The organism is Nocardia sp. NPDC004123 (genome assembly GCF_053603795.1).
In genome coordinates, this window is the sequence record NZ_JBSGGG010000053.1 from 1 (window position 1) to 26,466 (window position 26,466).

A 26,466-nucleotide genomic window follows, 5' to 3' on the forward strand; every position below is an offset into this window, starting at 1 on the left:
CTGGAAGGGGCCGTCGAGGGTGACCCACTCGGTGTCCTGGTTCCACTCGGGCCAGGTGGCCATGTCGGCCCACTTGGTGAAGAAGGCGGCGGGGGTGGCGGTCGAGGTGGCGGAGGCTTCAGCGATGAACGTCATGCAATTAGTATGCGCGCTTAGTACTTCTACGTCAACCCCTGATCTTCGATCGGTTCGGAACAGGGTCGATCGGCTCACAACCGACCCTCCGCGGGGAACACGATCCGCGGCGAGTATGTTGCAACGTCCGTGACTGCTACCGATCTGACCATGTACTCGACGACCTGGTGCGGCTACTGCCGTCGCCTCAAGAAGCAGCTCGACGAGGCCGGCATCACCTACGAGGTGATCGACATCGAGGACCATCCCGATGCCGCCGAATTCGTGGGCAGCGTGAACAACGGCAATCACGTTGTGCCAACCGTGAAGTACCGCGACGGCTCGACGGCCACCAACCCCACCCTGGTACAGGTGAAGGAGGCCCTGGCCGCCATCGGCTAGCCCCGGGGATGAAGAAAGAAGCCGCACACCGGTAGGTGTGCGGCTTCTTGTTGTGCCCGATCAGCTTTCGGCGGCCCAGGATTCGACAATGGTCCGGGCGATCGAAATCGACCCCGGCAGTAGCAGTTTCGCCTCGCCGCCGGTGGCCCCGGTGGGCGATCCCCACGCGCCGGCGGCCAGCGCGGCCCGCACCTCGTCGCGGGTGAACCAGTAGGCCTCGGCGATCTCGCCGTCGTGGAAGGACAGCGGCTGGTCCGGGTCGGCGACGGCGGCGAAGCCGAGCATGAGCGAGCGCGGGAAGGGCCAGGGCTGGCTGCCCAGGTAGCGGATCTCGCGGACGTCGACGCCGACCTCCTCCTTGATCTCGCGTTCGACGCAGCGTTCCAGCGACTCCCCCGCCTCCACGAAACCGGCCAGCAGCGAGAACAACCCCTGCGGCCAGGTGTGCTGGCGGGCCAGCAGCACGCGGTCGCCGCCGTCGTGGATGAGGCAGATGACGGCCGGGTCGGTACGCGGGAAATCCTCGTGCCCGGTTTCGCTGATGCGCGACCAGCCGCCGTTGGCAGCTCTGGTGGGGGTGCCGTCGACGGCGCTGAAGGCCGCCTTGTCGTGCCAGTTCAGCAGGGCGATGGCGGTGGAGAGCAGGCCGGTGCCGAAATCGTCGAGGTCCAGGGTGGAGCCGTAGGCGCGCAGGTCGGCCAGCGTGCCCTCGATGGTGTTGTCGCGCACGGCCCACAGGTGGGTGCCATCGTCGACGCCGAGGAAGACGGCCTCGGGCGTACGTTCGAGGGCGAGGGTGAGTGCGGGCTCGAGCACCACGGTCCCGTTGTCGACGCGGACCTGGCCGCGCTTGTTCATTCGCAGGAGTTTGGCCTGGGCCCAGCCCTCTTTCAGGGCCTGTTCGTCGGAGCGGAGGTCTTCGGCCCGGTCGAGTGAGGTACGGGACAGCACCGGAACGGCATTCAGCTGGAAACCTGACACACCCCGAGACTAGACGGGCGTGATCATCAGGCGTGGACGCGGCGCAGATAGAGGAGCTTGTCCCCGGTCTCGAGAGCGTCGGTCTCGGGATCGCCGACACGGATGAGGCGGCCGTCGCGGACCACGCCCAGCACGATGTCGCGCAGGTGACGCGGGGAGCCGCCGATCTCCTCGGTCTCCACGTCGCGTTCGGCGATGGCGAAGCCGGCCTCGGGGGTGAGCAGGTCCTCGATCATGTCGACCACCGCCGGGGTGGTGGTGGCGATGCCGAGCAGGCGGCCGGCGGTCTCGGAGGACACCACCACCGAGTCGGCGCCGGATTGACGCAGCAGGTGGGTGTTCTCGGCCTCGCGCACCGCCGCGGAAATCTTTGCCCTGGGATTGATTTCGCGGGCGGTGAGGGTGACCAGGACGGCGGTGTCGTCGCGGTTGGCGGCCACCACGACGGCCGCGGCGTGCTGAACTCCGGCCAGCCGCAACACATCCGACTTGGTGGCCGAGCCGTGCACCGTCACCAGTCCGGCATTGGCGGCGAATTCGAGCACCTGCGGGTCGGTGTCGACCACCACGATGTCGCCGGCCTGCGCGCCGTCGGCCAGCATGGCGTCCACTGCGGTGCGGCCCTTGGTGCCGTAGCCGACTACCACGGTGTGATTACGCACGGTGCGCCTCCATCGCTGAATCTTGAACGCCTGCCGGGATCGTTCGGTGAGCACCGCCAGGGTGGTGCCGACCAGGACGATGAGGAACAGGATCCGCAGCGGCGTGACAATGAGGATATTGATCAGCCGCGCGGTAGGGGTGACCGGTGTGATGTCGCCGTAGCCGGTGGTCGACAGCGACACCGTGGCGTAGTAGGCGCAGTCCAGCAGGCCCATCCGGTCGCGGGCGTTGTCGTGGTAGCCGTCGCGTCCGATGTACACCACCAGGGTGGCCGCCACCAGCAGCAGCACCGCCACGCCCAGCCGCCGCACCAGGGAGTACCAGGGGCTGGACTGGGCGGAGGGGACCCGCAGGACGCCGACCAGAGCGTGGTCGGGCCGCTCGGTGAGACCGGCCAGTCCGCGCGAGGAGTCACCGAACACGTGAATCACCGGTCATTTCGGGCACTTCTGGCTGCGGCACAGGTCCGGAGCGTACCGGGCGAAACGCCGTGCGGCGGCTTCGGCGGGCGCGCGTCGCGAAGTCACGCGGCGGTCCGGGGCTCAGTACAGCACGTCCGGCGGCACCGATTCCGGATCGGGTGGCGGCTCGAAATCGGGCGGGAAATCGAAGCCCGGCACCGGATCCCGGTGCGAGCCCGGGCGGGCATCGGCGCGCTCGGTGGGCATCGGCGCCGAGGGCGGTGGCGCATCGGAGCCGGGTGGCGCTTCCGGGTCGGGCGGTGGCTCGAACCCGAGCGCGGGTTCATCGTCGTATCCGGCGGGTGCGGATCGTCCCGAAGCGGCCGGGAGACGCAGCATTTCGACATCGGTGGGCTCGACAGGACCCGGGTCGTCGTCGTCCGGCTCGGGCGGGAGCGGGGGTTCGGGCGGGGTCGGCGGAATCCGGCGGGGGGCCGCGTCGGTGATGATGGCGGCGAGTTCGGCTGGGCCGGGCAGGTGTTCGGGGGCGATGGTGCGGCCGGTGCGGACGTAGTGGAAGGCGGCGACCGTCTCGGCCAGCAGGTCGGATTCGGCGCGGCCACTGCGGGCGGCCTCCAGACGGGCCCAGGCCAACCGGTAGACGGCGAGCTGGACGGCGACCGAATCCTCGTCGGCGCGTTGCGGTTCCGCGCCGGTCTTCCAGTCGACAATGACCCAGGTGCCGTCGGGGCGGCGGAAGACGGCATCCATGCGGCCGCGAATCACGGTGCCCGCGATGGTGGTTTCGAAGGAGACCTCCACCTCGACGGGATTACGGTCGGCCCACGGGGAGGCGAGGAAGGCCTCCTGCAGGCGCATGAGGTCGGCGTCGGTGTCGGTGATGTCGGCCGCGCCGGGCAGTTCCTCGAAGCCGAGCAGGCGCGCGCCGCCGAACCAGCGCTGCAGCCAGGCGTGGAAGGCGGTGCCGCGGCGGGTGTAGGGGCTGGGCGGGTACGGGAGCGGACGACGCAGGCGGGCGGCGAGTTTCGCGGGATCGGCGCTCAGGTCGACCAGGGCGGTGGCGGCGAGCTGGCCGGGCAGTTCGACCTCGCGCACGGCCTGTTCGGCGGCGCGGTGCTCGGCGATGAGGGCGCTGACATCCTCGGCCCAGCCTTCGGGATCCTCGTCCTCCGGCTCGGGATCGGCTGCGGCGCCGCCGAATTCGGGTCCGAAGTCGAGTTCCGTCTGCTGTGGGCCGGATTCGGCGCGCAGGGTGTCGAGTGCGGCCTTGACCAGGGTCACCCCCTCCTCCACGAATTCGCGGCGGGAGCCGAGCGGGTCGCGCGGCCAGGTGGCGGTCTGCGGGTTGTCGGTGAAGGGGTTGGGGGTGTCGGGCAGGGGCGGATCGTCCCAGCGGTCGATGTGCACCCCGCGCGCCAGCTCCGAGCCCGGGGCCTCGGTCTCGTGTTTGAGCTCGAGCAGAAAGGCGGAGGGGCCCTTGGGTTTCGAGCCGGTCTCCGACCAGTGGTGGGCCGAGACGAACAGGGCGCGCTCGGTGCGGGTGAGGGCCACGTAGAACAGCCGGCGTTCCTCGTCGAGGCGGCGGGCAGCGAGGGCCTTCTTATGGTCGTCGAGGGCGCGTTCCAGGTCGGCGCGGTCGTGGAGGTCGGCCAGGTCGAGGACGGGGACGCCGTCGGTGGCGTCCTCCTGCTCACGGTCGCCGCGCAGCGCGGTCGGGAGTTCGGCGAGCGCGCCCATCCAGGTGGCGGTGCCGGTGCCGGACGGGAAGGTGCCGTCCACCACGTGCGGGACCGCGACCACCTCCCATTCCAGGCCCTTGGCCGCATGCACGGTGAGCACCTGGACGCGGTCGTGGGCGACCTCGACTTCGCCTGGCTCCAAACCGTTTTCGATCTCTTCGGCGGCGGCGAGGAAGTCGAGCAGGCCGGACAGGGAGGAGCGGTGGTCGGCCGAGTATCCGGCCACCACCTCGGCGAAGGCGTCGAGGTGCTCGCGCCCGGCGGCGGCGTGGGTGCGGCGGGCCTGGGTCTCCACGCCGATGCCGATGGTCCGCTCCACATCGGCGACCAGTTCGGCCAGCGGCTGCCCGGCGCGCTCACGCAGCGCGGAGAGCTCGCGCCCGAGCGCCGTGATGCGGGCGAAGCCCTGGGCCGAATACTGGTCCGGCTCACCGGGATCGGCGATGGCGTCGCCGAGTCCGGCCTTCTCGGCGGGTTCGGGCGCGACCTCGCGCAGCGCCTCGTCCAGGGTGGCGGTGTCGGTGATGGCGTCGGCCTGCCCGGCGGGGCGGCGGATGGACAGTTCCCGGGCACGGCGGGACAGGGCCGCGATGTCCGCGACGCCGATCCGCCAGCGGGCACCGGTCAGAATGCGCACCGCCGCGCTACCGGCCGACGGGTCGGCGACCAGGCGCAGGGTGGCGACGATATCGGCGACCTCCGGCGTGTGCAGCAGCCCGCCCAGGCCGACGATCTCCACGGGTAATCCGCGCTCCCGCAAGGCTTCCGCGAGCGGGGCGGCATCGGCATTGCGCCGCACCAGCACCGCGGAGGTGGGCGGCGGGTCGCTCGCGTCGTTCGCGGTCTCCCATTCGGCGGCGATCCGCTCGGCGACCCACTCCCGTTCCACCGCAACGGTTTCCGCGAGCGCCAAGGCGACCAGTCCGGCCGTGGCGTCCGGGCGGGGCCGCAGCGCGTCCACCGTCACTCCCCCGCCGCGCGCCGCCCGCTCGCGCAGGGGATCCGACACCAGGTTGGCCAGATCCAGGGCCTCCGGCGGATTCCGCCAGCTGGTGAGCAACGGCAGGATCGGCGCGGGAATCCCTGGGGCACTGGGGAAGTCGGTGGCGAAGCGCGGCAGATTGGCCGCCGACGCGCCACGCCAGCCGTAGATCGACTGCATGGGGTCGCCGACCGCGGTCACGGCCAGCGGTTGCCGGGTCCGCGCGGCGGCCGGGTCGGGTTGAGCCGTCGCACCGAAGAGGGAGGAGAGCAGGATGCGCTGGGAGTGGCCGGTGTCCTGGTATTCGTCCAGGAGGACCAGGCGGAAGCGATCGCGTTCGGCGGCACCGACTTCCGCGTGGGTGGCGGCCAGGCGGGCGGACAAGGACATTTGCGCGCCGAAGTCCAGGGCGCCGCGGCGGCGCAGTTCCACGGCGAGGCGATCCACCAGGGGCAGCAGGGCGACGCGCTCGTGCTGAGCTTCGAGGAGGTCGAGGAGAGCCTTCTTGGGGCCGCCCTTCTGCCGGGGTCCGGCGGGGAGGGTGTGGACGAGGCGCTCCAATTCCAGGTGGGCCGCGGCCAATTGGTGCGGTTCCACCAGGTGTTCGGCGAGCTGGCCGGAGAGGGCGAGCACGGCCTCGGTGACGCCGACGGGGCTGCGGTCGGTGTCGAGGTCGCCGTCCCAGGTGGAGACGACCCGGTAGGCGAGCTGCCACAGCTGGGTCTGGGTGAGCAGGGTGGCGGTGGGTTCGACCGGCAGCAGCAGTCCGTATTCGGTGAGCAGGCGGCCCGCGTAGGAGTGGTAGGTGCTGATCTCCGGTTCGGACGAGGTGAGCTGGGCGCGCAGGTGGCCGGTGGGGTCGATGTCGCGCACCACCGGTGCGCCGGCCAGCCGGGCCAGGCGGGTGCGGATGCGCTGGGTGAGCTGCTGGGCGGCCTTGCGGGTGAAGGTCAGTCCCAGCACCTGTTCGGGTTCGACCAGGCCGTTGGCCACCATCCAGACCACGCGGGCGGCCATGGTCTCGGTCTTGCCCGCACCCGCGCCCGCCACCACCAGGGTGGGTCCCGGCGGGGCGGCGATGACGGCGGCTTGTTCGTCGGTGGGCGGCGGCAGACCCAGCGCGTCGGCGAGCTGACGCGGGGTGACGCGCACTAGTCCGTCACCTGCCGGCCGGTGTCCTGCACGGGGCAGCTGCCGGCCACCTTGCAGTGACGGCAGCCGTCATTGCGCATGGCGAGGTAGCTGGGGCCCTTGGAGGCATCGGCGGCGTCGTGGATGACGGTGCGCCAGGTCTCGATTCCGTCCGCGTCCAGCGGCGGCTGGGTGCGCTGGGTCGCGCCCTCCTTGCTGCTGGGCTTGGCCACGTAGACCAGGCGCGCGCCACCGGGCTCGCCCTCGCCGAGCGCGCCCTCGGCGGCGGCGACCTGATAGGTGGCCAGCTGTGCGTGCTCCTCGGCGGCTTGCTTGGAGATGGGGGTCTTGCCGGTCTTCACGTCGACGATGACGAAGCGGCCCAGGGCATCTCGCTCCACCCGGTCGACGCGGCCGCTGATCCGCACCGGCTGTTCGCCGGGGCCGCGGGCGGGCAGCACGCAGTCCACCGGCACCTCGACGCCGATGGCGGTGAGCTCGTCGCGGGTATTGCGCAGCCAGGCCAGGAAGGTGTCGACCATGGTCTCGGTGCGGCGCAGTTCCGCCCGGGAGTGCCAGTTCTCGCCGTCGCGGGCGGTGGGGTCGACCTTCTTCCACGCCTTGGCCAGGGCCTGTTTGACCTGGTCCTCGCTGACCTGCCCGGCCAGCGCCTGTACCAGGGTGTGCACCAGATTGCCCTTGAGCGCGTGCGGGTTCTCGCCGTCGCCGCCGCCGTGCCGTTCCAGCGCCCAGCGCAGCGGGCAGGTCTTCAGCTGATCCACGGTGGACGGCGACAGCGAGATCGCGCCTTCTTCGCTGTCCCACAACGGATTCGCCGAGGAGAGCTCCGCGGTGCCGTACCAGTCGTCCGGGTGTGCGCCGCGCACCCCGGCCGCCGCCAGCCGCGCCAGCTGCCGGGCCGCGCGCAGGCGGCGCTCCGGCGCGGTCTCGGGATCGCAGGCGGCGGCCCTCAATTCGGCGATGAGGGCGTGCATGGCCAGGGCACGGCCCGGGTCCACCGGCGGCGGGATCCGGCCCGGCTGGCCGTCGGCGGCCTCCCCGTCCAGGTCGGCCAGGAATCGCGACGGCACCAGATCCTGGTCCCCCGTGACGGATTCGACCGCGGTCACCAGCAGTGACCGGCGCGCCCGGCTGCACGCCACCAGCAGCAGTCGCCGCTCCTCGGCCAGCAGCGGCGCGGCCCGGCTCACCTTCTCCCCCGAACCGCCCACGCCCGCCAGCAGATCCACCAGATCCTCGACGCCGAGCAGGGTGCCGCGCGGCCGCAGATTGGGCCAGATGCCCTCCTGCACGGCCGCCACCGCCACGGTGTCCCACTCTCGCCCGGCGGCCGCGTGCGCGCTGCAGATGGTCACCGCCTCGCCCGGATCGGTGATCGGCGCGTTGTCCTGCGGAATCTCCTGCTGCTCCAGGTATTCCACGAATCCTTCGATGGTGGCGCGCGGCAGCCGGTCCACATACGCCGCGGCCGCCTCGAACAACCCGACCACCGCGTCGAGGTCCCGATCGGCCTGCATCCCGACCGCTCCCCCGCGCTCGGACTGCCCCACCCACCGCCGCTCCAGCGTGGAGCCCGTCCACACCCCCCACATCACGTCTTCCAGCCCGCCCCCGTCCCGCCGCACCTTCCGCGCCCGCCCCAGCGCCTTCAGCACCCGCCGCAGCGGCGCGGCCTCCACCGGCGTGAGCTTCTCCAGCACCACCCGATTCCCGGCCCCCACCAGCAGATCCCGCAGCATCTCCGCCGACGACCGATCCAGGTCGGCGAATCGCTCCGCATCCCGGTCGAATTCGGCGTCCGTCCGCGGCCGGGCCGGGCTGTCGCCACGCGGCGGTACGGCAGCGGCCGACGAGCCCGCACCCGCACCGGGCGACTCGGACAGTCGCCCGCTGTCTGTCGGATCCGATTCCGTCGCATCGGATTCGGCCGCGCCGATCGAATCGCGCTCGGTATCGTCCTCGGTCGCACGCTCTGGATATCCGAGCTCCATGACCGTGCGCCGGATACCGCGCCGCAGCCGCCGCAGGCTGATCTGGTCGGCGCCGCCCAGCGGTCCGGCCAGCAGGTCGAGCGCGTCGTCGGCGGTGAACGCAATCGGCCGCGGATGCCGCACCGAGGTCGGATCGCCCGCGGTTACGGCCCGCAGCGCCAGCAACATCCACACCGCGCCCCGCCGCCGCGCGAGCGGAACATCCGCCGGCGGCTGCCGCACCGGCACACCGGCGGCCAGCAGGGCCCGCCGCAGGGGCGCCAGCGACAGCGGCACCGACCGCACGATCACCGCCATGTGCGACCAGGGCACCCCGTGGGTGAGATGCGCGCGCCGCAGATGATCGGCGATCAGTGCCGCCTCCTTCGCCGGTGTGGTCAGCACCTGCACCCGCACCTCGCCACCGGACTGTGTACCGCCCCGGGCACTCTCGGATCGACCGCGTTGATCGGTACCCCCGGCCGCGCGCCGCGCCGAATCGCTCGCTCCGACCCGACTACGCCCGGTGCCGCCCCGATCGCCTGCGCCGGTCGTGTGCGGCGCGGCCGCGTCGGCGTGCCGGATGCCGTTCGAAGGGCGTGTGCCGCCGTTGGCAGTCGTGGACGTCGTGTCGTTCGGTCCCGATGCGCCGGCTGGGCCGTCGATGTGCGGCGGGGTTGTGGCATCGCGTGTTTCGTCGCCGTCCACGAGGCCGGCGGCGATCTCGTGGAGGAAATCGAAGGTGGCGGCGGTGGGGCGGGAATCGGGCGGTGGAGTGCGGTGGGGCGCGGCGCCGGGGAGGCGGGCGGCTATGCGGTCGGCTATTTCCTGGATAGCGGGAGTGGAGCGGTGGTTGTGGCGCAGGATGATGCGGCGGCCTGCGGGGGCGTCGGGGTCGGCGGCGAAGCGGGGGTCGGCGCCGCGGAAGGTGTAGACGGCCTGGTCGGGGTCGGCGGCGATGACCGTGGTGGCGGCGCCGCTGCCCAGGGCGCGGATGAGCTGGGCGGCATGGGGATCGAGGTGCTGGGCGTCGTCGGCGAGGATGCAGTGCAGCCGATTGCGTTCGGCGGCAAGGAGTTCGGTGTCGGTGTAGAAGGCGTCCAGGGCGGCGGTGACGAGTTCGGCGGCGTCGAGGGCGGGGGCGCTGGCCTCGGGCACGTCCATGCCGACCGACCAGCGCAGCATCATGATCTGCTCATAACGTTCGGCGAAGCGCCCGGCGGCGACCCATTCCGGATGGTCGTGGGCGCGCCCGAGTTCGATGAGATCCTCGGGCCCCAGGCCACGTTCGGTGGCCCGCAGCATGAGGTCCCGCAATTGTTCGGCGAATCCGGCGGCGGGCAGCGCGGGATGCAGCCTTTCGGGCCATGCGGCGGCGCCGTCGGCGAGGTCGCCGCGCAGCAGTTCGCGCACCACGATGTCCTGCTCGGATCCGGTGAGCAGGCGCGGCGGCGGATTGCCGTGCGCCGCCGCGAAGGAGCGCAGCAGTCCGAAGGCGTAGGAGTGGATGGTCCGCACCAGCGGCCCGCGGGTGGCGCCGGGCACCCCGCCCAGTTCCGGATCGGTCGCGGCGACGCGGGCGGTGATGGCGGCGCGCACGGCGGTGGCGGCGCGCTTGGTGTAGGTGAGCACCAGCACCGATTCGGGCGCGGCCCCGGCCAGGATGCGCGCGGCGGCCACATCGACCAGCAGTGCGGTCTTGCCGGTCCCGGGTCCGCCGAGCACCTGCCAGGGCTGCCAGCCGGGGTCGGCGCCGAGGTCGTCGAACAGCGGCCGGAGGGCGGCGTCCCACTCCCGTGAGGGGGTCTCCGCCTCGGCCCGGCGCACCAATTGCACCGAGCTATCCGATCGCATCACGTCGGCTATTTCAACAGACCGCCCCGACAGGTTTCGTTTGCCATGAGTTGGCCGTGCCGCCGATCACAGTCCGGAAGCTGTTCATATCGGGCGCAGGCAGCAGAATGGGCAGCGTGGTGGAGCTTCATAGTCATCGTTTCGGTCCCCCGACCGGTCCGGTCGTGCTGGCGTTGCACGGGTTGACGGGCCACGGCCGGCGCTGGCAGGCGCTGGCCGACGAGCATCTCCCCGATGTCCGGATCATCGCACCGGATCTGCGGGGGCACGGGAGGTCGCCCGGCGTGCCGCCGTGGGATTTCGAAACTCTCGTCGATGATCTCGCGGCGCTGCTGGAGCACGAGACGAGCGAACCCGTGGTGGTGCTCGGGCATTCGTTCGGCGCGGCCACCGCGGTGCATCTGGCGCATCGCCGCCCGGAGCTGGTGCGCGGGCTGGTCTTGCTGGATCCGGCCATCGGCCTGGAGCCCGAGCGCATGCTGACCATCGCGAATTCCATGCTGGCGGCGCCGGATTACGAGAGTCTCGAACAGGCCCGGTTCGACAAGCTGGAGACCTCGTGGGCCGAGGTGGACCCGGCGGTCCTGGATGCCGAGCTGGCGGAGCACCTGGTGCCCACCGTGAACGGCCGGGTGGGCTGGCGGATGACCATGCCGGCGATCATCGCCTTCTGGGGTGAGATCGCCCGGGACTTCGTGCTGCCGCCCCGCGAGATGCCGACGGTCATGGTGCAGGCGATGAAGGTGAACCCGCCGCTGGTGTCGCCGGACTTCCGCGCGGCGCTCACCGCTCATCTGGGTGACCGGCTCACCGTCCACGAATTCGATTGCGACCACATGGTCGCGCAGGCGCGGCCGGTGCGGACCGCCGCGCTGGTCCGTGCCCTGCTCTGACCCGGGAGGCGCGAAATGCCAACCACCGAAGCCGAAGTCGAGCGAGTGCGCGAATTGGTCGCGGCCATTCCGCCCGGCCGGGTCGCCACCTATGGCGATATCGCGGCCGCGGCGGGTCTGTCCACGCCGCGCACGGTCGGCTGGATCATGCGCACCGATTCCGCGGACCTGCCGTGGCACCGGGTCCTGCGCGCAAACGGCACGCCCGCACCACATTTGGCGCATCGGCAGCTGGCCGAGCTGGCCGCCGAGGGCTGTCCGATCGCGGACGGCCGGGTGGACCTGCGGCGCGCCCGTTACCGGTTCGCCGAAACCTGATACGCGCCACCCCGCCCGCCGGTTACCGTGAAAAGATGTCCACCCGTCTGGCCTGCGTGGTGTTCGATGCGGTCGAGCCCAGGGCGGCGGCCCGGTTCTGGGCCGAGCTGCTGGGCTGGGAGGTGACGGTGGACCGGCCCGGCGAGGTCGATGTCGCCGCACCGGACCCGGATGCTCCGGACGTGGCGCTCACCTTCCTCCCGTCGCGGCGGCCCAAGACCGCCAAGAACCGCATCCACCTGGATCTGTGCAGCCGCTCGCTGGATCATCAGCGGCTGCAGGTGGACCGGGCGCTGGCCCTGGGCGCCCGCCGGCTGGACATCGGCCAGGGCGCGGTGCCGTGGACGGTGCTGGCCGATCCCGAGGGCAATGAGTTCTGTGTGCTGGAGCCGCGTGAGCAGTACGTGGACACCGGTCCGGTCGCGGCCATCGTGATGGATACCCGGGACCCGTCGCGGCTGGCCGAGTTCTGGTCCGCCGCCAGCGGCTGGCCACTCACCCACCGGACCGCCCGCTACGCGGGTATCCGGGCCGCTACCGGGCAGGGCCCGTGGCTGGAATTCCTGCTCGAGCCGGCGGCGCCGGGTGAGCGCAGCCGTCTCCATCTGGATCTCGTCACCTTCCCCAGCGACGATCCCGTCGTGGAGGCGGCCCGGTTGCGGGCCGCGGGCGCAGTTCCGGTCGGCCCCGACGCACCGCGGTTCGGCGGTGGGCCACCGGCTGTCGAGCCGGTCCTGGTCCTGGCCGATCCGGAGACCAATGAATTCTGTCTCTTACGAGCGACTATCGATTGACGCTCCTGATCCCGGCTGCTTCCCCGCGCGAGGATCAGGCAATTCCGTGCTCCGCGCTGAGCCGGATCACCCAGCGGGTGCGATTACCTGTCAGGCCGCGCCGCGCTCGTAACGACGGCGCTCGCGCGGCGAAAGGCCGCCCCAGATGCCGAAGCGCTGATCGTTGGTGACTGCGTAGTCGAGGCATTCCTTGCGCACCTCGCAGGAGGAGCAAATGCGCTTGGCCTCCCGGGTGGAGCCGCCCTTGTCGGGAAAGAATGCCTCGGGATCGGTTTGGGTGCACAGCGCCTGTTGATGCCAGGATTCGCTCTCGGCTCCGTCACGGCGGGCGAGGGATTCGAACATTGCGTCGAAATTGGTGAAAAGCAGCTTCACTTCCTCTATCCCTTCAATAAGTATCAGTAAGAGGTACGCGCGAAGTATCAGAAAGAAGAACGCGCGGTATGTTTCATGCGCGGCTCATACCGCAGTCACCACCGACGGCGGCGAGACGGGCCTGCTCACCATTGCCGAAGATACGACGGGCGTGCACGGCCGCCGGGGCACCCGACCACGGCGCGAACGCGGTGGTGAACATGAGTTCGCACCAGCTCAATGCCGGAACCTCGCCACACGCGAGGGTATTCAGCAGAGACAGTTCCTGATCACTGTCATTCCAGGCGGCGAACAGCCAGGAGGCATCCAGCCGGCCGAGGAATTCTTCGGCGTCTTCCGGAATGCCGAGCGGAGCATCTACCGCGAGGTGAACCACGGCCGAAATCGCGTGGCGCATACGCGCATCCAGGCCGACCCCGTCGTGCAACAGCAGACCTTCGAGCGACTCCCGCAATCCCGCGCCGCGATCGATCCGGAAGTCATCGCGTCGAGTTGCGGTGGTGACGTCGAACATTTGTTTCCTCCCTTGAAATTGCGCTTGTCCCAAAAGCGTCACGGCCTGATTAAAAGTGGCTCGTGATCTTGTTGTCCAGTTTTGAGGCAATCTGGGGCAAACCCCTAGCAGTACTGACACTGGCCAGTGTGGGTACCCGTCGGGAACCTCACCGAACGGTGCCTGGCACCACGCGGGCAAACATGTAGGGGCGGCCGCTTCCGCCGTTTAGGGTCCGACCATGCCTTATGTGCGATCAGGTTCTGCAACAGTTCATTACGTCACCAGCCAGATCAACGGCCCGACCCTGCTGCTCGCCCACGGGTTCTTCATGGACGAGTCGATGTTCGAGCCGATGCGCGAACCTCTGGCAGACGCCGGTGTCAATCTCGTAACAGTCGATGCGCGGTGCCATGGTCGCACCCAGTCACCAGATGGCGAACCGTTCAGCTATTGGGATCTGGCCGCGGACGGATTTGCGGTCCTCGACGACCTCGGAATCGAGAGGGCGGTCGTCGGCGGAATGAGCCAGGGCGGCTACGCCGCATTGCGCATGGCGCTGCTGGCGCCGGAGCGGGTGCAGGGTCTGGCCCTGATCGATACCGAGGCCACCGCGTGCAATCCGGCCGAATTGGCCTACTACCGCGAATTCTTCGAATGCTGGACCGGCCCGGAGCCGCTGGCCCCGCTGGTCGCCGAATTGGCCCCGCAGCTCATCGGCGGCACCGATCCGCGGCTGTGGCGCGCCTGGACCAGCCGCTGGTACAACTCCGACCGCCAGAGCATCATGCCCGCCGCCCGGTGCCTGATGGACCGGCGCTCGGTACTGCATCGACTACCGGAGATCTCCGTGCCCGCCCTGGTGGTGCGCGGTAGTCACGACGCCACCAGCACCGCCCAGAAGTCCGAGGCGTTGGCCACCGGGCTGGCCGGGGCCGGCGGTGTGGTCACCATTCCGGGCGCGGGGCACGGCGCGGCCTGGACTCATCCGGAAGTGGTTGCGCCGCTGCTGATCCGGCTGGTCGAGCTGTCCAACGCCCGGCGGGAGAACCGGCTGGCGCGGGCGCTGTCGACACCGTGGCCGCGGATGCGCGGAGGACGCGAGGCTCAAGCCGTGCGGTGACGGGGAGCCGTCTGCCCCGAGTGTTCGAGGGAGCGGGCCGTGCCCAGGGCGGTCACGGCCGGCGGATTCTCACCCGGCCTCGTGCCAGCTCGGAATGCCGAGGAAGATTTGAATCTGGCTGGGGTAGGCCGCATTGAAGACACTGAACAGCTGCACCGCGATATCGAAGCGCCGGTTGCGCTCGCGATCGCGCAGGCGCATGGTGGCGCGGGGCCGGCCGTAGGCGGCGACGCCCTCATCCCACATTTCCCGGAAGAGTCCGAAACGTCCGAGTTCTCCGAGAAATTCAACCGACCAGGCGGTATCTCCAGAGCTCGCGATCAGACCGCGCAGCCAGTGCACGGTCAGCCGGACCTCCTCCTCCCACTCGACCATGACCTCGCGGGCGGCCTCGTTGCCCAGAAACCAGCGCAGGATATTGATGTCCCGCTCCAGGCCGGGGAACGCACGGGAGTAGCTTTCGTTGCAGGCGAGCACATTCCAGCGGGTGTCGACGTAGGCGGCGAGATTTGGTTCGTGCAGTTCGAGGGCGCGGCGCATGTCGTCGGTGATTTCACCGCGCAGTTGTTCCACGGTGGGGAATTCGCTCACGCCGAGTCCGGCCAGATCGAGCAGATGCCGGCGCTCGACGGCCGACAGCGGGGTTATTCGGTCCAGATATCGCAGCAGCGCATCCACCACTTCGCGGGTGGGGTGGCCGCGATCGCCCTTCTCCAAATGGCTGATGTAGCTGGCGCTCACGCCGGCATTGAACGCCAGCCTTTCTCGTGATACGCCTCGTTCATCACGCAGGCGGCGCAGCAGCAGTCCGAATGTCGGCGGCTTCAGATCGTCGGAGTCCCTATCCGGTTTCACGCCCAGCACCACGCCGTTCCCTCTCCGCAAACATTCAGCCAACCAACCTTCATCGCTCCGAGTCCTCCCGGTACCGGACAGTGGGACCCGGTGTGACGCCTGGTGCGAACTGTGATGAACGCCGCGTACTCCGCCAGTTCTCAGGTCGGATACTGCCATATGAGATTGTTCTCAACGTTAAAACAACACCATTTCTACTATGTGTCGTGGCACATCTCATAACGTAACGACTAACGGCAATTGCTTAGCAAGCGCAGGTTTCCGGGCGTGCCCAACAAGCTCCGAACAGCCTGCCACTACGATCTTCAACCATGCGCTGTGAACGAAGGACACGCCCCTGCCCCGGAACGGGCTCGTGACACCCGTCGACGCCATCGTGCTGGCCGGTGGAAAGGCCAGCCGGATGGGCGGGGTGGACAAGCCGGCCATCGTGGTCGGCGGGCAGTCCATGCTGGACGCGGCGCTGGCGGCGGTCGCCGGCTGCGCACGCACCGTGGTGGTGGGCCCGCATCGGCCCGAATTGCCGCCGGAAATCCTTCAGGCACAGGAGATACCGGCCGGAGCGGGCCCGGTGGCGGCCATTGCCGCGGGGCTGGGCGCCCTCGCCGGCTGTGAGTTCCCGGCCGCGCTGATCGTGGTGCTGGCCGCCGACATGCCCTTCCTCACCGCCTGGGCGGTGGACGAATTGCTTTCCCACGCACGGGAATCCGGCAGCGACGCGGTCTTCGCCGCGGATGCCTCGGGCCGCCCGCAGTATCTGGTCGGGGTGTGGCGGCGCGCCGCCCTGGTCGCTGCTTTGAAAGACCTGGATTCCCTGGTGAATCGGCCGATGAAGGCGCTGGTGCCGGTGGATACCGCCATGGTTACGCTACCCGGCGTGGACGACTGCGACACCCCCGAGGACGTGCGGCGGGCCCGGACCGGGGCGGCTCGCACGGCCGCGCCGCTGTGGCTCGACGAGGCCCGGGATGTGCTGCGCGGGAGCATCTCCCCGCTGCCGGTGCACCGCGCGGTGCTGCGGGCCGCGCGCGGCGCGACGCTGGCCGCGCCCCTGCTCGCGGCGGACGCTCTGCCGCGCTTCGATGTCTCGGCCATGGACGGTTACGCGGTGAGCGGCGACGGGCCCTGGCAGTTGCGCCGCGATATCGGTTTCGCGGGCGGGCAGCGGCCGGTGGGCCTGCTGGACGGCGAGGCGGTGCGGATCGCCACCGGCGCGCACGTGCCCTACGGGACCGGTTCGGTGGTGCGCGACGAGTTCGTCCGCCTCGAGGCCGACGGCACGCTGTACCGGCTGCCGGACACCCCGATTCGCGAGGATGTGCGCCGGCGCGGCGAATACTGGCTCCCCGGTGCGGAAGTCGCGGCCGCGGGCACCCCGGTGACAGCCGCGCTGATCTCGGTGGCGGCCAGCGCGGAGGTCGCGGCGGCGGACGTGCGCGGCCCGGTGCGGGCGCGAATCGTCATGACCGGCGACGAGATTCGCGGCGAAGGGCCGCTGCACAGCGGTCAGACCCGGGACTCGATCGGGCCCATCCTGCCCGATGTCCTGGGCTGGTACGGCGTGACCACTATCGATCGGGTTCACCTGCGCGACACCGCGAATGCCTTCGACGAGGTGCTGGCCGCGGCAGCGGACTGCGATCTGCTCGTCATCGTCGGCGCGACCGGCGGCGGCGCGGCCGATCAGCTGCGCTCGGCGCTGGACCGCTCGGAGGCCGCCATGCTGCTGCGCCGCCTGCGCCTGCGGCCCGGGGGTTCCACGGTGGTCGCGCAATTGGCCTCCGGCACAGTCGTGCTGGGGCTGCCGGGCAATCCGTTCGCGGCGATCGCCACCCTGCTCACGCTGATCGGCGCCACGGTCGAGGGCCTGACGGGTGCGACCCCGGCCCGCCCGATCGTGGGCCCGCTGGTGAACGCCGCCGAGCTGACCGCGCCGGTGTTGCGCATCGTCCCGGCCCAGGCGCTGCCCGGCGGCGGCTTCCGGGGCGATCTCCGGCTGCGCACCGCGCACCTGGCCGATCTGCTGCACCGCGACGGCGTGGTGGTCGTCCCGGCCGACGCCGTGGACGGCGCGCCCGCCGAATTCATCCCGCTGCGTGGGTGACGCGGGTTCAGGCGGGTAGCCCGAGAACTGTCAGCAACTGGCCCGGGTAGGCGGCGCTGTCGAGTCGGCCGTGCTGGGCATAGACCTTGCGCCGCAGCCCGGTGACCGGATCGCGCAGCTGCACGGCCCACACATGCGGTGCGAACTCCACGCCGCCCTCGGACCAGGCCTGCCGGAATTTCGGGAATTGCCCGAGATCACGAATGAGATCGGCGAATCCGTCGGTATTGCCCGATCGCCCGATCAATCCGCGCATCCAGCGGGTGACCCGGCGGGCATCGGCCTCCCAGTTCACCATGACCCGGGTGGCCAGCTCATTGCCGAAGAACCAGCGCAGCATATTGCCGTCCTCGGTCAGGCCCGGGAAGGCGGCGTCCCAGCTGTCATTACTGGCCAGCAGGTTGGCGCGGGTGTCGAGCAGGGCGGCCATATTCGGGCTGTGCAGCTCCAGGGCCCGCAGCATCTCGGGTGTGATCGCCGCGCGCAGTTCACTCGGGGAGGGCAGCTCGCCCGATCCCAGGCCCGCGAGGTCGCCGAGCTGGCGACGGTCCTCGGTGGACAGCGGGTCCAGCCGGTGCAGATAGCGGGTGAGCGCCTCGACCACTTCCCGGGTCGGGTTGCCGCGGTCGCCTTTCTCCAAATGCGTGATGTAACTTGCGCTTACACCAGCATTGAATGCCAGGCGTTCGCGCGAAACACCGCGATTGTCACGCAGGCGGCGGAGCAGGTTTCCCAAGGTGGGTGCTTCGAGTTCCTGAGAATCCTGTCCATATACCGCTTTCGCGCCCACCTGGTTCCCTCCTGTACGGAATCCCGGTGGCCCACCGCGCCTCCCTGTGGAGGCGCCGCCGAGATCTCCTTCGAGACGGATACTTACACAGATTCGGATACGAACCGTTCCGCGCGGCAAATCCAGTCAGTATCACCGGATACTCCTATTGGTATAAGTTCCGGTGGGTCGTGGCAGTCGGCGCGGAATGGCGCTCCCCAAATTACTCTCAGGCCCCCAATGCGAGGGGTACTTGGACGGACACGATTTCGTCTCGGCGCGCGCGGGCCGGATCCGGGGCGGGAACCGCGTCCAGCAGGCGCCGCGTGTACTCCTCGCGCGGATGCTGAAAAACGGCTGTGACCGGGCCTGATTCGACGATGCGACCCTCCCGCAGCACCACCGCGCGGTCGGCCACCTGATGCACGACCGCCAGATCGTGGCTGATGAACAGGCAGGCGAATCCGTATTCGGCGCGCAGATCGGCGAAGAGTTCGAGCACCTGCGCCTGCACCGAGACATCCAGCGCGCTGGTCGGCTCGTCCGCCACCAGCAGCCGTGGCGCGAGGGCCAGCGCCCGCGCCAAGGCCACGCGCTGCCGTTGCCCGCCGGACAGCTCGCCCGGCCGCCGGCTCGCATACTCGCGTGGCAGGCGCACGGATTCGAGCAGGTCCCCGACCCTGGCCCGCAACAGCGCCCCCGAGGCCGCCCGGTGCACCCGCAGCGGTTCGCCGATCGAGTCCTCGAGGCTGTGCCGCGGATCCAGCGAGGCGGCCACGTCCTGATGCACCAGCGCGATGTTCTTGCGCAGCCCCCGCAACTCCCGCTGCGACAGCCCGGTCAACGAGACGCCTTGCAACACGACCTCTCCCGAAGCCGCGGGCACCAACCCCAGCGCGGTACGGCCGAGCGTGCTCTTACCCGAACCCGATTCCCCGACCAGACCCACCACTTCGCGCGGAGCCAGAGTCAGCGAGACATCATGCAGGGCCTGAAAGCGCTTGCCGTGGCGGCGGTAGACCACCGACAGGTCGCTGAGACGCAGCACTGGCTCGGCCGCCGACTCAGCGGTCGGCGCTGACGCAGAAAGCCCTGTTGCAGACGCCGATGACGAAGACGGCGCCGCCACAGTCGACGGTGACGCCGGGCCGGCAGGCAGCACGGGGACCGCGGCCAGTAGTTCGCGGGTGTAGGCGGACTGCGGGGTCGTGAAAAGGTCGTGGACCGGCTGGGTTTCGACTATTTGGCCGGCGCGCATGACCACCACCCGGTCGGCGATGGCGGCTACTACGCCCAGGTTGTGGGTGATGAAGAGGATGGCGGTGTTGTTGCGGCGCTGGAGGTCCTGGAGGAGGCGGAGGATTTCGGCCTGGACGGTGACGTCGAGGGCGGTGGTGGGCTCGTCGGCGATGAGGAGGTCGGGGTCGCCGGAGAGGGCCAGGGCGATCACTACGCGTTGCTTCTGGCCGCCGGAGAGCTGGTGGGGGTACCAGTCGACGCGTTTGGCCGGTTCGGGGAGGTCGACCCGGGTGAGGAGTTCGATGGCGCGGGCGCGGGCCTCGGACCTGCTGATCGGGCGGTGGGCGCGCAGGGCCTCGGCGATCTGGGTTCCGATGCGGCGCACCGGGTTCAGCGCGGTCTGTGGTTCCTGGAAGACCATGGCCGCGCGGGTGCCCCGGAGGGGGCGCAGGTCGGTGTCGGTGGCGCCGATGATCTCGGCGCCGTCGAGGCGGATCGAGCCGGTGGCGGTCGCGCCGGTGGGGAGCAGTCCGAGGACGGCGCGGGCGGTGAGGGATTTGCCGGAGCCGGATTCGCCGACCAGAGCTACGGTTTCGCCGCGCGCGACGCGCACGCCGACGCCGTTCACCACTGTTCGCTGGCCGAAACTCACCACCAGGTCGCGGATGTCGAGCAGGGTATCGTCGGTCATCCGATCCTCCGGGCGCGGCCCAGAGCCTGGGCGATCAACAGGAATCCGAGGGTGAGCGCCGAAACCACCAGCAGCGGGCCGACGGCCATGGCGGGATTGGCGTCCAGGTTGCGGGTGGACTCGGCGATGATCGACCCGAGTGACGGGTCCGGCGGGCGCACGCCGATGCCGATGAAGCTCATGGCGCTGTCCACGAACACCGCCAGGGACAGCGACAGCGCCAGCTGCACGGCGAGCGGTTCGAGCACATTGGGCAGCACGTGTTTCCGCAGTGTCCAGCCGGTGCTCGCACCGATCACCGCGGCGGCCTCCACGTAGGGTTGTTCGCGCACCGCCAGCACGGCGGTGCGGATCTGGCGGCCGAAGATGGGGAGTTCGGCGGCGATGATCACGATGACGACCGCGTGCGCGCCCGGCCCGGTCACCGCGGTGAGCGCGATGGCGAAGATGAGCGCCGGGAAGGCCAGGATGAGGTCGAAGACGCGCTGCGCCAGCACATCCGCCACCGGATTCACGGTGGCCGCCAGACCGATGATCGAGCCCAGCACCGCACCGGCCGGGACGGCCAGGAAGGCGATGAGCAGATCCACGCGGATGCCGTAGAGGGTCCGGGTGAACACATCCCGGTTGATCTCATCGGTGCCCAGCCAGTGGTCGCCGCTCGGTCCGAGCAGGTTGGCGCCCGGAATCTGCTCCAGCGGGTCGTATTTCGTGAGCAGCCCGGCGGCGAGGGCCGCCACCGCGATGACGGCGATCAGCAGCACGCCCGCCAGCCCCTGCCCACGGGTCAGCGCCCGCAGCAGCGGCCGCCCCGGATTCGGTTCGCGGCCCGGGCTTTCCGTGACCGTCGTGGTGTCGTCGCTCTCGGCGACGGCGAGCTCGCTCATGCGCGGCCTCCGATGCGAATGCGCGGATCCAGGTAGGCGTGCGCGATGTCGGTGGTCAGCTGGATGGCCACGAACACGGCCACCGAGAACAGCAGCAGCGCCTGCACCACCGGATAGTCGCGCCGGTTGATGCCCTGTTCGATGAGCTGGCCGATGCCGGGCCAGGCGAACGCGGCCTCCACCAGCACCGCACCGCCGAGCAGGTTGCCGGTCTGGATGCCGAGCGCGGTGAGCATGGTGGGCAATGCGTTTCGCAGCGCGCCGTGGGTGATGATGCGGCGGCGCGGGATGCCGAGGGCGCGGGCGGTGAGGACGTAGGGCTTGGCCAGTTCGGTGCGCAGGGCCTCGGTGAGGAAGCGGGTCAGCGCGGCGGCCACCGGCAGTCCCAGGCAGATGGCGGGCAGCAGCAGATACTGGACGGCAATGTCGGGCCGGGCCAGGAACCCGTCCGGCGGGATGCCGCCCGCGGGCAGGATCGGAATGGCGACCGCGAACACCAGCACCAGCAGCACGCCGGTCACGAAGACCGGGATGGCGACGGTCACCGTATTGGCGGCCGCCACGATCGCATTGAGCCAGCGCCGATCCCACAGGACCGAGGCGACGGATACCGCCAGGCTCACGATCACCGCCAGCGACAACGCCGCGGCGGTCAGGATGAGCGTGTTCGACAGACCCCGCACGATGAGATCCGCGATCTGGCCACCGATCACATAGGACCGCCCCAGGTCTCCGGTCACCACGCCGTGCAGCCATGACAGGTACTGCGCCGGGATGGGCCGGTCCAGGCCGAGCTGATGCCGGATGGCGGCAATGGTTTCCGGGGTGGCGTCCGGCCCGGCCAGGGTGGTGGCCGGATCGCCGGGCACCAGTCGCAGCAGCAGGAAGATCAGCACCGACGCGCCGAAGAGGACCGCGAGAGCGGACGGCACCCGGCGCAGCAGATAGGCGGTCATGCCAGGAACGCCTGGGTGAACACGTGCTCGCGGCACTTGGTCCAGTCGAAGCCGTGCAATTTCCGGGATGCGCTGTCCTGCGGGTAGTGCACGCCGATCTCGATCAGGAACAGGCTGTCCAGCAGTTGATCGCTGAGTGCCTGGTAGGCGCGGGTGGCGTCCGGGCCGGTGGCGCGCGGCAGCTGCCAGGCGGCGTCGGCGGCCGAGACATAATCGGGCGATTCGTAGTGGGAGGCGTTCTTGCGAGCGTTGAACGGGTAGGCACTGACCGTCAGCGTGGACGGTACGAACTGCGCCCAGGAGTGGTCGGTGATCCACAGGCCCGGGAACTGTGCGCCGATCAGCTGTTTGATGAAGGTGGCGTTCTCGGTGGGCGCGAGTTCCACCTCGATGCCGATCTCGGCGAGGTTGGCCTGCACGATCTGCGCGGCGGCCTCGAAGACCGGATAGGCGGTGTTGTAGGTGAGCGGCAGCTTGGGCGGTTTGGGCAGCTGCGCCAGAATCTGCTTGGCCTTGGCCACATCTCGTGTGTAGCGGCTGTTGCGGGAGTCGTCGAAGGCGGGAGAGTTCTTGGGCCACGGCAGGTTCAGCGGATAGCCGGCGCCGCGGAAGACCTCCTTGATGATGCGCTCACGATCCAGGGCGTAGGCGATGGCCTGGCGCACCCGCACATCGGCGAGGGCGGGGTCGGCGACGTTCGCGCCGACGTAGACCTGGAGCTCGGCTCCCTCGAAGGTGATGACGCGGAAGCCGTCGGTCTTGGCGAGATTCTCGTTGTCGCGGTAGGTGATGCCGTCGGCGAGCTGGATCTGGCCGGTCTTGAGGGCGTTGAGCTGCGCCTGATTGTCGGCGATGACGGTGAATTCGACGCGGTCCAGGTAGGGGCGGTCGGGCACCCAGTAGCCAGTGTTCTTCTCGAATACCAACTGCTGGTTGGGGATTCGCTGCACGAACCGGAAGGGGCCGGTGCCGATGATCTTGTCGCCGGTGGCGAGCTGGTCGATGGACTCGCTGTCCAGGATGGGCACGGTGTCGAGCAGGTCGAACAGATTGCTCAGCGGGTGCGCCAGCGTCAGCGTGATGCGGTGCGGATCGCTGGTGTCGAAGCCGGTGACGGCGGCGGCCGTGCTCTTCAGCTGCGCCGACCACTTGGGATCGGCGTAGGTGCGCAGCGAGAACTCGACATCCTTGGAGGTGAAGGGGCGGCCGCTGTGGAACTTCACGTCGTCGCGCAGGTCCAGGGTGATGGACTTGCCGTCGGGGGCGAGGGTCCAGCTCTTGGCCAGCAGCGGCTGGGGTTCGAGCTTGTCGTGCGGGTAGCGCACCAGGGATTCGAAGACCAGGCCGATCACATACGGTGTGGTGCCGGTATTGGTGAGCAGGTTGGCGGGCACGAGGTCCACCAGCACGCCGTACTTCAGCGTCCCGCCGCGCACGGGTTGTGCGTTGTCGTCGCCGCCGCGTTGCTGGTTCACCGCCGAGGTGCAGGCGGCCAGCGCTCCGCTGCCGAGGATCGCCAGGGCGGCGACGGCGGAACCGCGCAGGAAATGACGGCGGTGCAGACCGCCGGGGGACGAATTCATCTGGAAAACCTCGAGTGTGGACCGGGGCCGAATGGTGTGCGGCGACGCTATCCGCGGATGTATGACGGCTCACCGGTTGTACGCAGCCAGAGTGAAACCCTGGCTCCGGCGCGGGCCCGCGCCCTTTGCTGGGAGCATGTCAGTCCCCGCCCATGCCCGTGGCTATGAGAATTTCGCCGGCGAGATCGGCCGCACCACCGCCGATTCCGCGCCGGAGTGGAACTATCCGCCGACCGCGCCCGCCGGTGCGCCCAACATCGTCGTGGTGCTGGTCGACGATATGGGCTTCAGCGATATCGGCCCGTTCGGGTCGGAGATCGAGACCCCGACCCTGGATCGGCTGGCCGCGAACGGATTGCGGCTCACCAACTTCCACACCACCCCGCTGTGCTCGCCATCGCGGGCGGCGCTGCTGACCGGAATCAATTCCCACCGTGCGGGTTTCGGCTTCGTCGCGAATGCCGATCCCGGCTATCCGGGGCTGCGGCTGGAATTGGCCGATGACGTGCTGACATTGCCGGAAATATTGCGCGCCAACGGATATGCGACCTACGCCGTGGGGAAGTGGCATCTGGTCCGCGACGCCACGCTGCATCCGGCGGCGCACCGGGATTCGTGGCCGACGCAACGTGGATTCGACCGGTACTACGGGTCACTGGAGGGGTTGAACTCCTTCTACTATCCGAATCAGCTGATCTCCGACAGTTCGGCGGTGGATGTCGAGGAGTATCCGGAGGGGTACTACCTGACCGACGACTACACCGATCGCGCCATCGGCTACCTCAAGGACCTGCGGGCGCACGATGCGGCCAAGCCGTTCTTCCTCTACTTCGCGCACACCGCCATGCACGGGCCGTTGCAGGCCAAGCCGGCGGATCGGGCCAAGTATCGGGGGCGGTATCGGGAGGGCTGGGATCGGTTGCGGCAGAGTCGATTCGCCGCGCAGATCGCGCAGGGGCTGTTCCCGGCGGGGACACAGCAGAAGCCGCGCAATACCGAGCCGGGTTATGAAGCGCAGGAGTGGGATGCGCTGACCGAGGAGCTGCGGGCGCGGTTCGAGCGGTACATGGAGGTGTACGCGGGCATGGTCGACAGCATCGACCAGAGCCTGGGGCGGATCGTGGAGGTGCTCGAGCAGTTCGGCGAGCTGGACAACACCATTATCGTGTTCACCTCCGACAATGGCGGCACCGCGGAGGGCGGGCCCGAGGGCACCCGAACCTATTTCGCGCAGTTCGCTCAGGTCGACGAGCCCGACTGGGAGCGGGACGTGCCGCACGACGACGAGTTGATCGGCACCGCGAAACTGGGGGTGCACTATCCGCGCGGATGGGGGCAGGCGTCGAATACGCCGTTCCGTTTCTACAAGGGGCAGACCTTCGCCGGCGGGGTGCGGGTGCCGTTCGTGCTGTCGTGGCCCAGGGGGCTGCCGCGCTCGGAGGCCGATACCGGGGTGCGCGAGGAGTACGTCTACATCACCGACCTCGCGCCCACGCTGCTGGAACTCGCCGGGCTCGAACGGCCGACGGTCCGGAACGGACTGCCCGCCAAGGACTTCGACGGCGTCTCTGCAGTGAATGTGCTGAGTGACCCGGCCGCCGTCTCGCAGCACGTCGAGCAGTATTCGGAGATGACCGGTCACCGCGGCTTCTACCGCGACGGCTGGAAGCTCCTCGCGCTCTATGAGCCCGAGCGCGGTATCGACAATCCACGCTGGCAGCTGTTCGACGTCCGCACCGATCCGACCGAGCTCCACGATCTTTCCGAGCAGCGTCCGGACAAGGTCGCCGAGCTCTCGGCCGCGTGGGACGAAGCCGCGTGGCACAACACGGTTTTCCCGCTCGTCACCCGGCAGGACCTGGCTCGGCGCCGTCCGGAGGAGGCCCGGCTCGGCGAGCAGGTCCGCATCCTGCCCGGCACGCCCACCCTCGAGCGGTACCGCTCTCAGCGACTGATCGCCTACCGCGACTTCACGATCACAGTGGAGTTGGCCGGTTACCGTCGCGGCGATGAGGGCGTTCTCGTCGCCCACGGCGACCCGCTCGGCGGCTACCTCCTCTACGTGGAGAACGGCCACCTGATCTTCGGCTACAACGCCTACGGTCGCTACACCGAAGCCGATGCCGGTGAAATCCCGTCCGGCAGCGGCCATTTCACGGTCTCCGCCACCGTCCGACCTCACCTGCGCTGGGACTTCACCATCGGCATCGACGGCGTCCGCGCCGCGACCCTCCCCAACCAAGTCCAACTCGTAGGCATGTCACCTTGGACGGGGATCTCCGTCGGCCTCGACGCCCGAGGTCCCGTCTCCTGGTCCCTTCGCGAGCGCCGGGGAGTCTTCCGCTACTCCGGCTCCCTCCACTCCATCACCTATCGGCCAGGCCCCGTCGGAGTGCCCGAGTCAGCCCAACAAGCCTTGGATTCCGAAGCAGAGCTGATAGCGGAGTAGCAGACCCAAAACCCAGAGCCGACAACCCCAAAGGACGAAAAGACAAAGAACCAAAAGATCAAAAGACAAAGATGCCTGGAGAAGGGAGGGGGGCAGGCTTGGGGACGCGCCTTCGTCTACCAGCCCGCTCACCTTTGAACCTGCATGTGGGTGTCGCTGCAGGAGGTATTCGCTTAGGTCTCGGGGTTGGGGTATCCGCAGGATGGGATGTCGCGAGGAGAAGACCGCTGTGGTTGTTCGGTGTTCGGCGATTTCAGGGTGGGCTTGCGGTGGGTTTTGTCTGTAAAAGGCGATGCGTGCGGTCGGTGGGCCGGGATCGGCGGGAGACGGCTCTCAACCCGGCGTGAGCCCAAGTCCGGTAGGGCAGGCGAGGTGACCACACTTCCCCGTCTCTGCGCACGCCGGCAGGACACGAGCGGTCCGGGAATCACGCCGCCCGTGAACCCCACCTCGAGCAACTGGAATCGATCACAGCAGCGACCGACTCGCCGACGTGATGTCTGTCGTTCACCCGAGGAATGCCGGTCGGGTCAAGACGTTTCGGGGCAATCCACCCGGTGCGTCCCCGATACGGGGAATCCTTGCCCATGACAACGGTTTTCCAACCCTCGGCACTGTCGTTGACCAGCGCATGGCAGTGATCGCACACCAATGTCAG

General features: G+C 69.5%; 19 protein-coding genes. 7 read left to right on the forward strand and 12 right to left on the reverse strand.

Features of this window, described 5'->3' with window-relative positions; all coding sequences use genetic code 11:
* The first annotated feature begins 264 nt into the window (after positions 1–264).
* A complete protein-coding gene (locus ACWEQQ_RS44245) occupies positions 265–516 on the forward strand; it encodes a mycoredoxin (RefSeq protein WP_354840418.1) in 252 nt (83 codons plus the stop codon).
* A 60-nt stretch (positions 517–576) separates the two neighbouring features.
* Here ACWEQQ_RS44245 and nudC read toward each other — a convergent pair whose 3' ends face one another.
* From nudC to ACWEQQ_RS44265, 4 genes are all read right to left on the reverse strand, one after another.
* On the reverse strand, positions 577–1,497 hold the full coding sequence (gene nudC, locus ACWEQQ_RS44250) for an NAD(+) diphosphatase (protein WP_452352453.1): 921 nt from the start codon (positions 1,495–1,497) through the stop codon (positions 577–579).
* A gap of 26 nt (positions 1,498–1,523) precedes the next feature.
* On the reverse strand, positions 1,524–2,582 hold the full coding sequence (locus ACWEQQ_RS44255) for a potassium channel family protein (RefSeq protein WP_379427177.1): 1,059 nt from the start codon (positions 2,580–2,582) through the stop codon (positions 1,524–1,526).
* Positions 2,583–2,702: 120 nt separating this feature from the next.
* On the reverse strand, positions 2,703–6,455 hold the full coding sequence (locus tag ACWEQQ_RS44260; RefSeq protein WP_452352454.1) for an ATP-dependent helicase: 3,753 nt from the start codon (positions 6,453–6,455) through the stop codon (positions 2,703–2,705).
* Positions 6,455–10,279, reverse strand: a complete 3,825-nt coding sequence (locus tag ACWEQQ_RS44265; RefSeq protein ID WP_452352463.1) for an ATP-dependent helicase — start codon at positions 10,277–10,279, stop codon at positions 6,455–6,457. The genes ACWEQQ_RS44260 and ACWEQQ_RS44265 overlap by 1 nt, the downstream gene beginning before the upstream one ends.
* 107 nt (positions 10,280–10,386) lie before the next feature.
* Here ACWEQQ_RS44265 and ACWEQQ_RS44270 point away from each other — a divergent pair, with 107 nt between their 5' ends.
* The 3 genes from ACWEQQ_RS44270 to ACWEQQ_RS44280 are packed head-to-tail and all read left to right on the forward strand — an operon-like array spanning position 10,387 to position 12,284.
* A complete protein-coding gene (locus ACWEQQ_RS44270) occupies positions 10,387–11,172 on the forward strand; it encodes an alpha/beta fold hydrolase (protein WP_452352455.1) in 786 nt (261 codons plus the stop codon).
* 15 nt (positions 11,173–11,187) lie between these two features.
* Complete coding sequence (locus ACWEQQ_RS44275) at positions 11,188–11,490, forward strand: MGMT family protein (protein WP_354840404.1); 303 nt, start codon at positions 11,188–11,190, stop codon at positions 11,488–11,490.
* 35 nt (positions 11,491–11,525) lie between these two features.
* Positions 11,526–12,284: a VOC family protein gene (locus ACWEQQ_RS44280; RefSeq protein ID WP_452352456.1), complete on the forward strand. Its 759-nt coding sequence runs from the start codon at positions 11,526–11,528 to the stop codon at positions 12,282–12,284.
* Positions 12,285–12,374: 90 nt separating this feature from the next.
* Here ACWEQQ_RS44280 and ACWEQQ_RS44285 read toward each other — a convergent pair whose 3' ends face one another.
* Together ACWEQQ_RS44285 and ACWEQQ_RS44290 are read right to left on the reverse strand one after the other, a co-directional pair.
* Positions 12,375–12,659 carry a WhiB family transcriptional regulator gene (locus ACWEQQ_RS44285; RefSeq protein ID WP_452345681.1) on the reverse strand — a complete coding sequence of 95 codons (285 nt, stop codon included), beginning with the start codon at positions 12,657–12,659 and terminating at the stop codon, positions 12,375–12,377.
* A gap of 73 nt (positions 12,660–12,732) precedes the next feature.
* The gene (locus tag ACWEQQ_RS44290) at positions 12,733–13,215 is read right to left on the reverse strand and encodes a hypothetical protein (RefSeq protein WP_452352457.1); all 483 of its coding nucleotides are present in this window, start codon (positions 13,213–13,215) and stop codon (positions 12,733–12,735) included.
* 178 nt (positions 13,216–13,393) lie between these two features.
* On the opposite strand from ACWEQQ_RS44290, the gene ACWEQQ_RS44295 reads away from it, so the two are divergent.
* Positions 13,394–14,275: an alpha/beta fold hydrolase gene (locus ACWEQQ_RS44295; RefSeq protein ID WP_452345683.1), complete on the forward strand. Its 882-nt coding sequence runs from the start codon at positions 13,394–13,396 to the stop codon at positions 14,273–14,275.
* A gap of 69 nt (positions 14,276–14,344) precedes the next feature.
* Here the strand turns inward: ACWEQQ_RS44295 and ACWEQQ_RS44300 are convergent, their stop codons facing one another.
* Complete coding sequence (locus ACWEQQ_RS44300) at positions 14,345–15,130, reverse strand: MmyB family transcriptional regulator (protein ID WP_452345684.1); 786 nt, start codon at positions 15,128–15,130, stop codon at positions 14,345–14,347.
* A gap of 355 nt (positions 15,131–15,485) precedes the next feature.
* Here ACWEQQ_RS44300 and ACWEQQ_RS44305 point away from each other — a divergent pair, with 355 nt between their 5' ends.
* Positions 15,486–17,234 carry an NTP transferase domain-containing protein gene (locus tag ACWEQQ_RS44305; RefSeq protein WP_452352458.1) on the forward strand — a complete coding sequence of 583 codons (1,749 nt, stop codon included), beginning with the start codon at positions 15,486–15,488 and terminating at the stop codon, positions 17,232–17,234.
* A gap of 7 nt (positions 17,235–17,241) precedes the next feature.
* Here the strand turns inward: ACWEQQ_RS44305 and ACWEQQ_RS44310 are convergent, their stop codons facing one another.
* The 5 genes from ACWEQQ_RS44310 to ACWEQQ_RS44330 all read right to left on the reverse strand — a co-directional run bounded on the left by ACWEQQ_RS44310 (position 17,242) and on the right by ACWEQQ_RS44330 (position 23,359).
* Entirely contained in the window at positions 17,242–18,024 is a 783-nt protein-coding gene (locus ACWEQQ_RS44310; RefSeq protein WP_452345686.1) for a helix-turn-helix transcriptional regulator, read from the reverse strand.
* Between the two features lie 208 nt (positions 18,025–18,232).
* The gene (locus tag ACWEQQ_RS44315) at positions 18,233–19,933 is read right to left on the reverse strand and encodes a dipeptide ABC transporter ATP-binding protein (RefSeq protein ID WP_452352459.1); all 1,701 of its coding nucleotides are present in this window, start codon (positions 19,931–19,933) and stop codon (positions 18,233–18,235) included.
* Positions 19,930–20,820 (reverse strand): ABC transporter permease, encoded by an 891-nt coding sequence (locus ACWEQQ_RS44320; protein WP_452352460.1) that lies wholly within the window; start codon positions 20,818–20,820, stop codon positions 19,930–19,932. The genes ACWEQQ_RS44315 and ACWEQQ_RS44320 overlap by 4 nt, the downstream gene beginning before the upstream one ends.
* Positions 20,817–21,776: an ABC transporter permease gene (locus tag ACWEQQ_RS44325; protein ID WP_379427184.1), complete on the reverse strand. Its 960-nt coding sequence runs from the start codon at positions 21,774–21,776 to the stop codon at positions 20,817–20,819. Before ACWEQQ_RS44325 ends, ACWEQQ_RS44320 begins: the two co-directional genes overlap by 4 nt.
* Positions 21,773–23,359, reverse strand: a complete 1,587-nt coding sequence (locus ACWEQQ_RS44330) for an ABC transporter substrate-binding protein (RefSeq protein WP_452352461.1) — start codon at positions 23,357–23,359, stop codon at positions 21,773–21,775. Before ACWEQQ_RS44330 ends, ACWEQQ_RS44325 begins: the two co-directional genes overlap by 4 nt.
* 136 nt (positions 23,360–23,495) lie before the next feature.
* Here ACWEQQ_RS44330 and ACWEQQ_RS44335 point away from each other — a divergent pair, with 136 nt between their 5' ends.
* A complete protein-coding gene (locus ACWEQQ_RS44335; protein ID WP_452352462.1) occupies positions 23,496–25,808 on the forward strand; it encodes an arylsulfatase in 2,313 nt (770 codons plus the stop codon).
* Positions 25,809–26,466 lie beyond the last annotated feature (658 nt).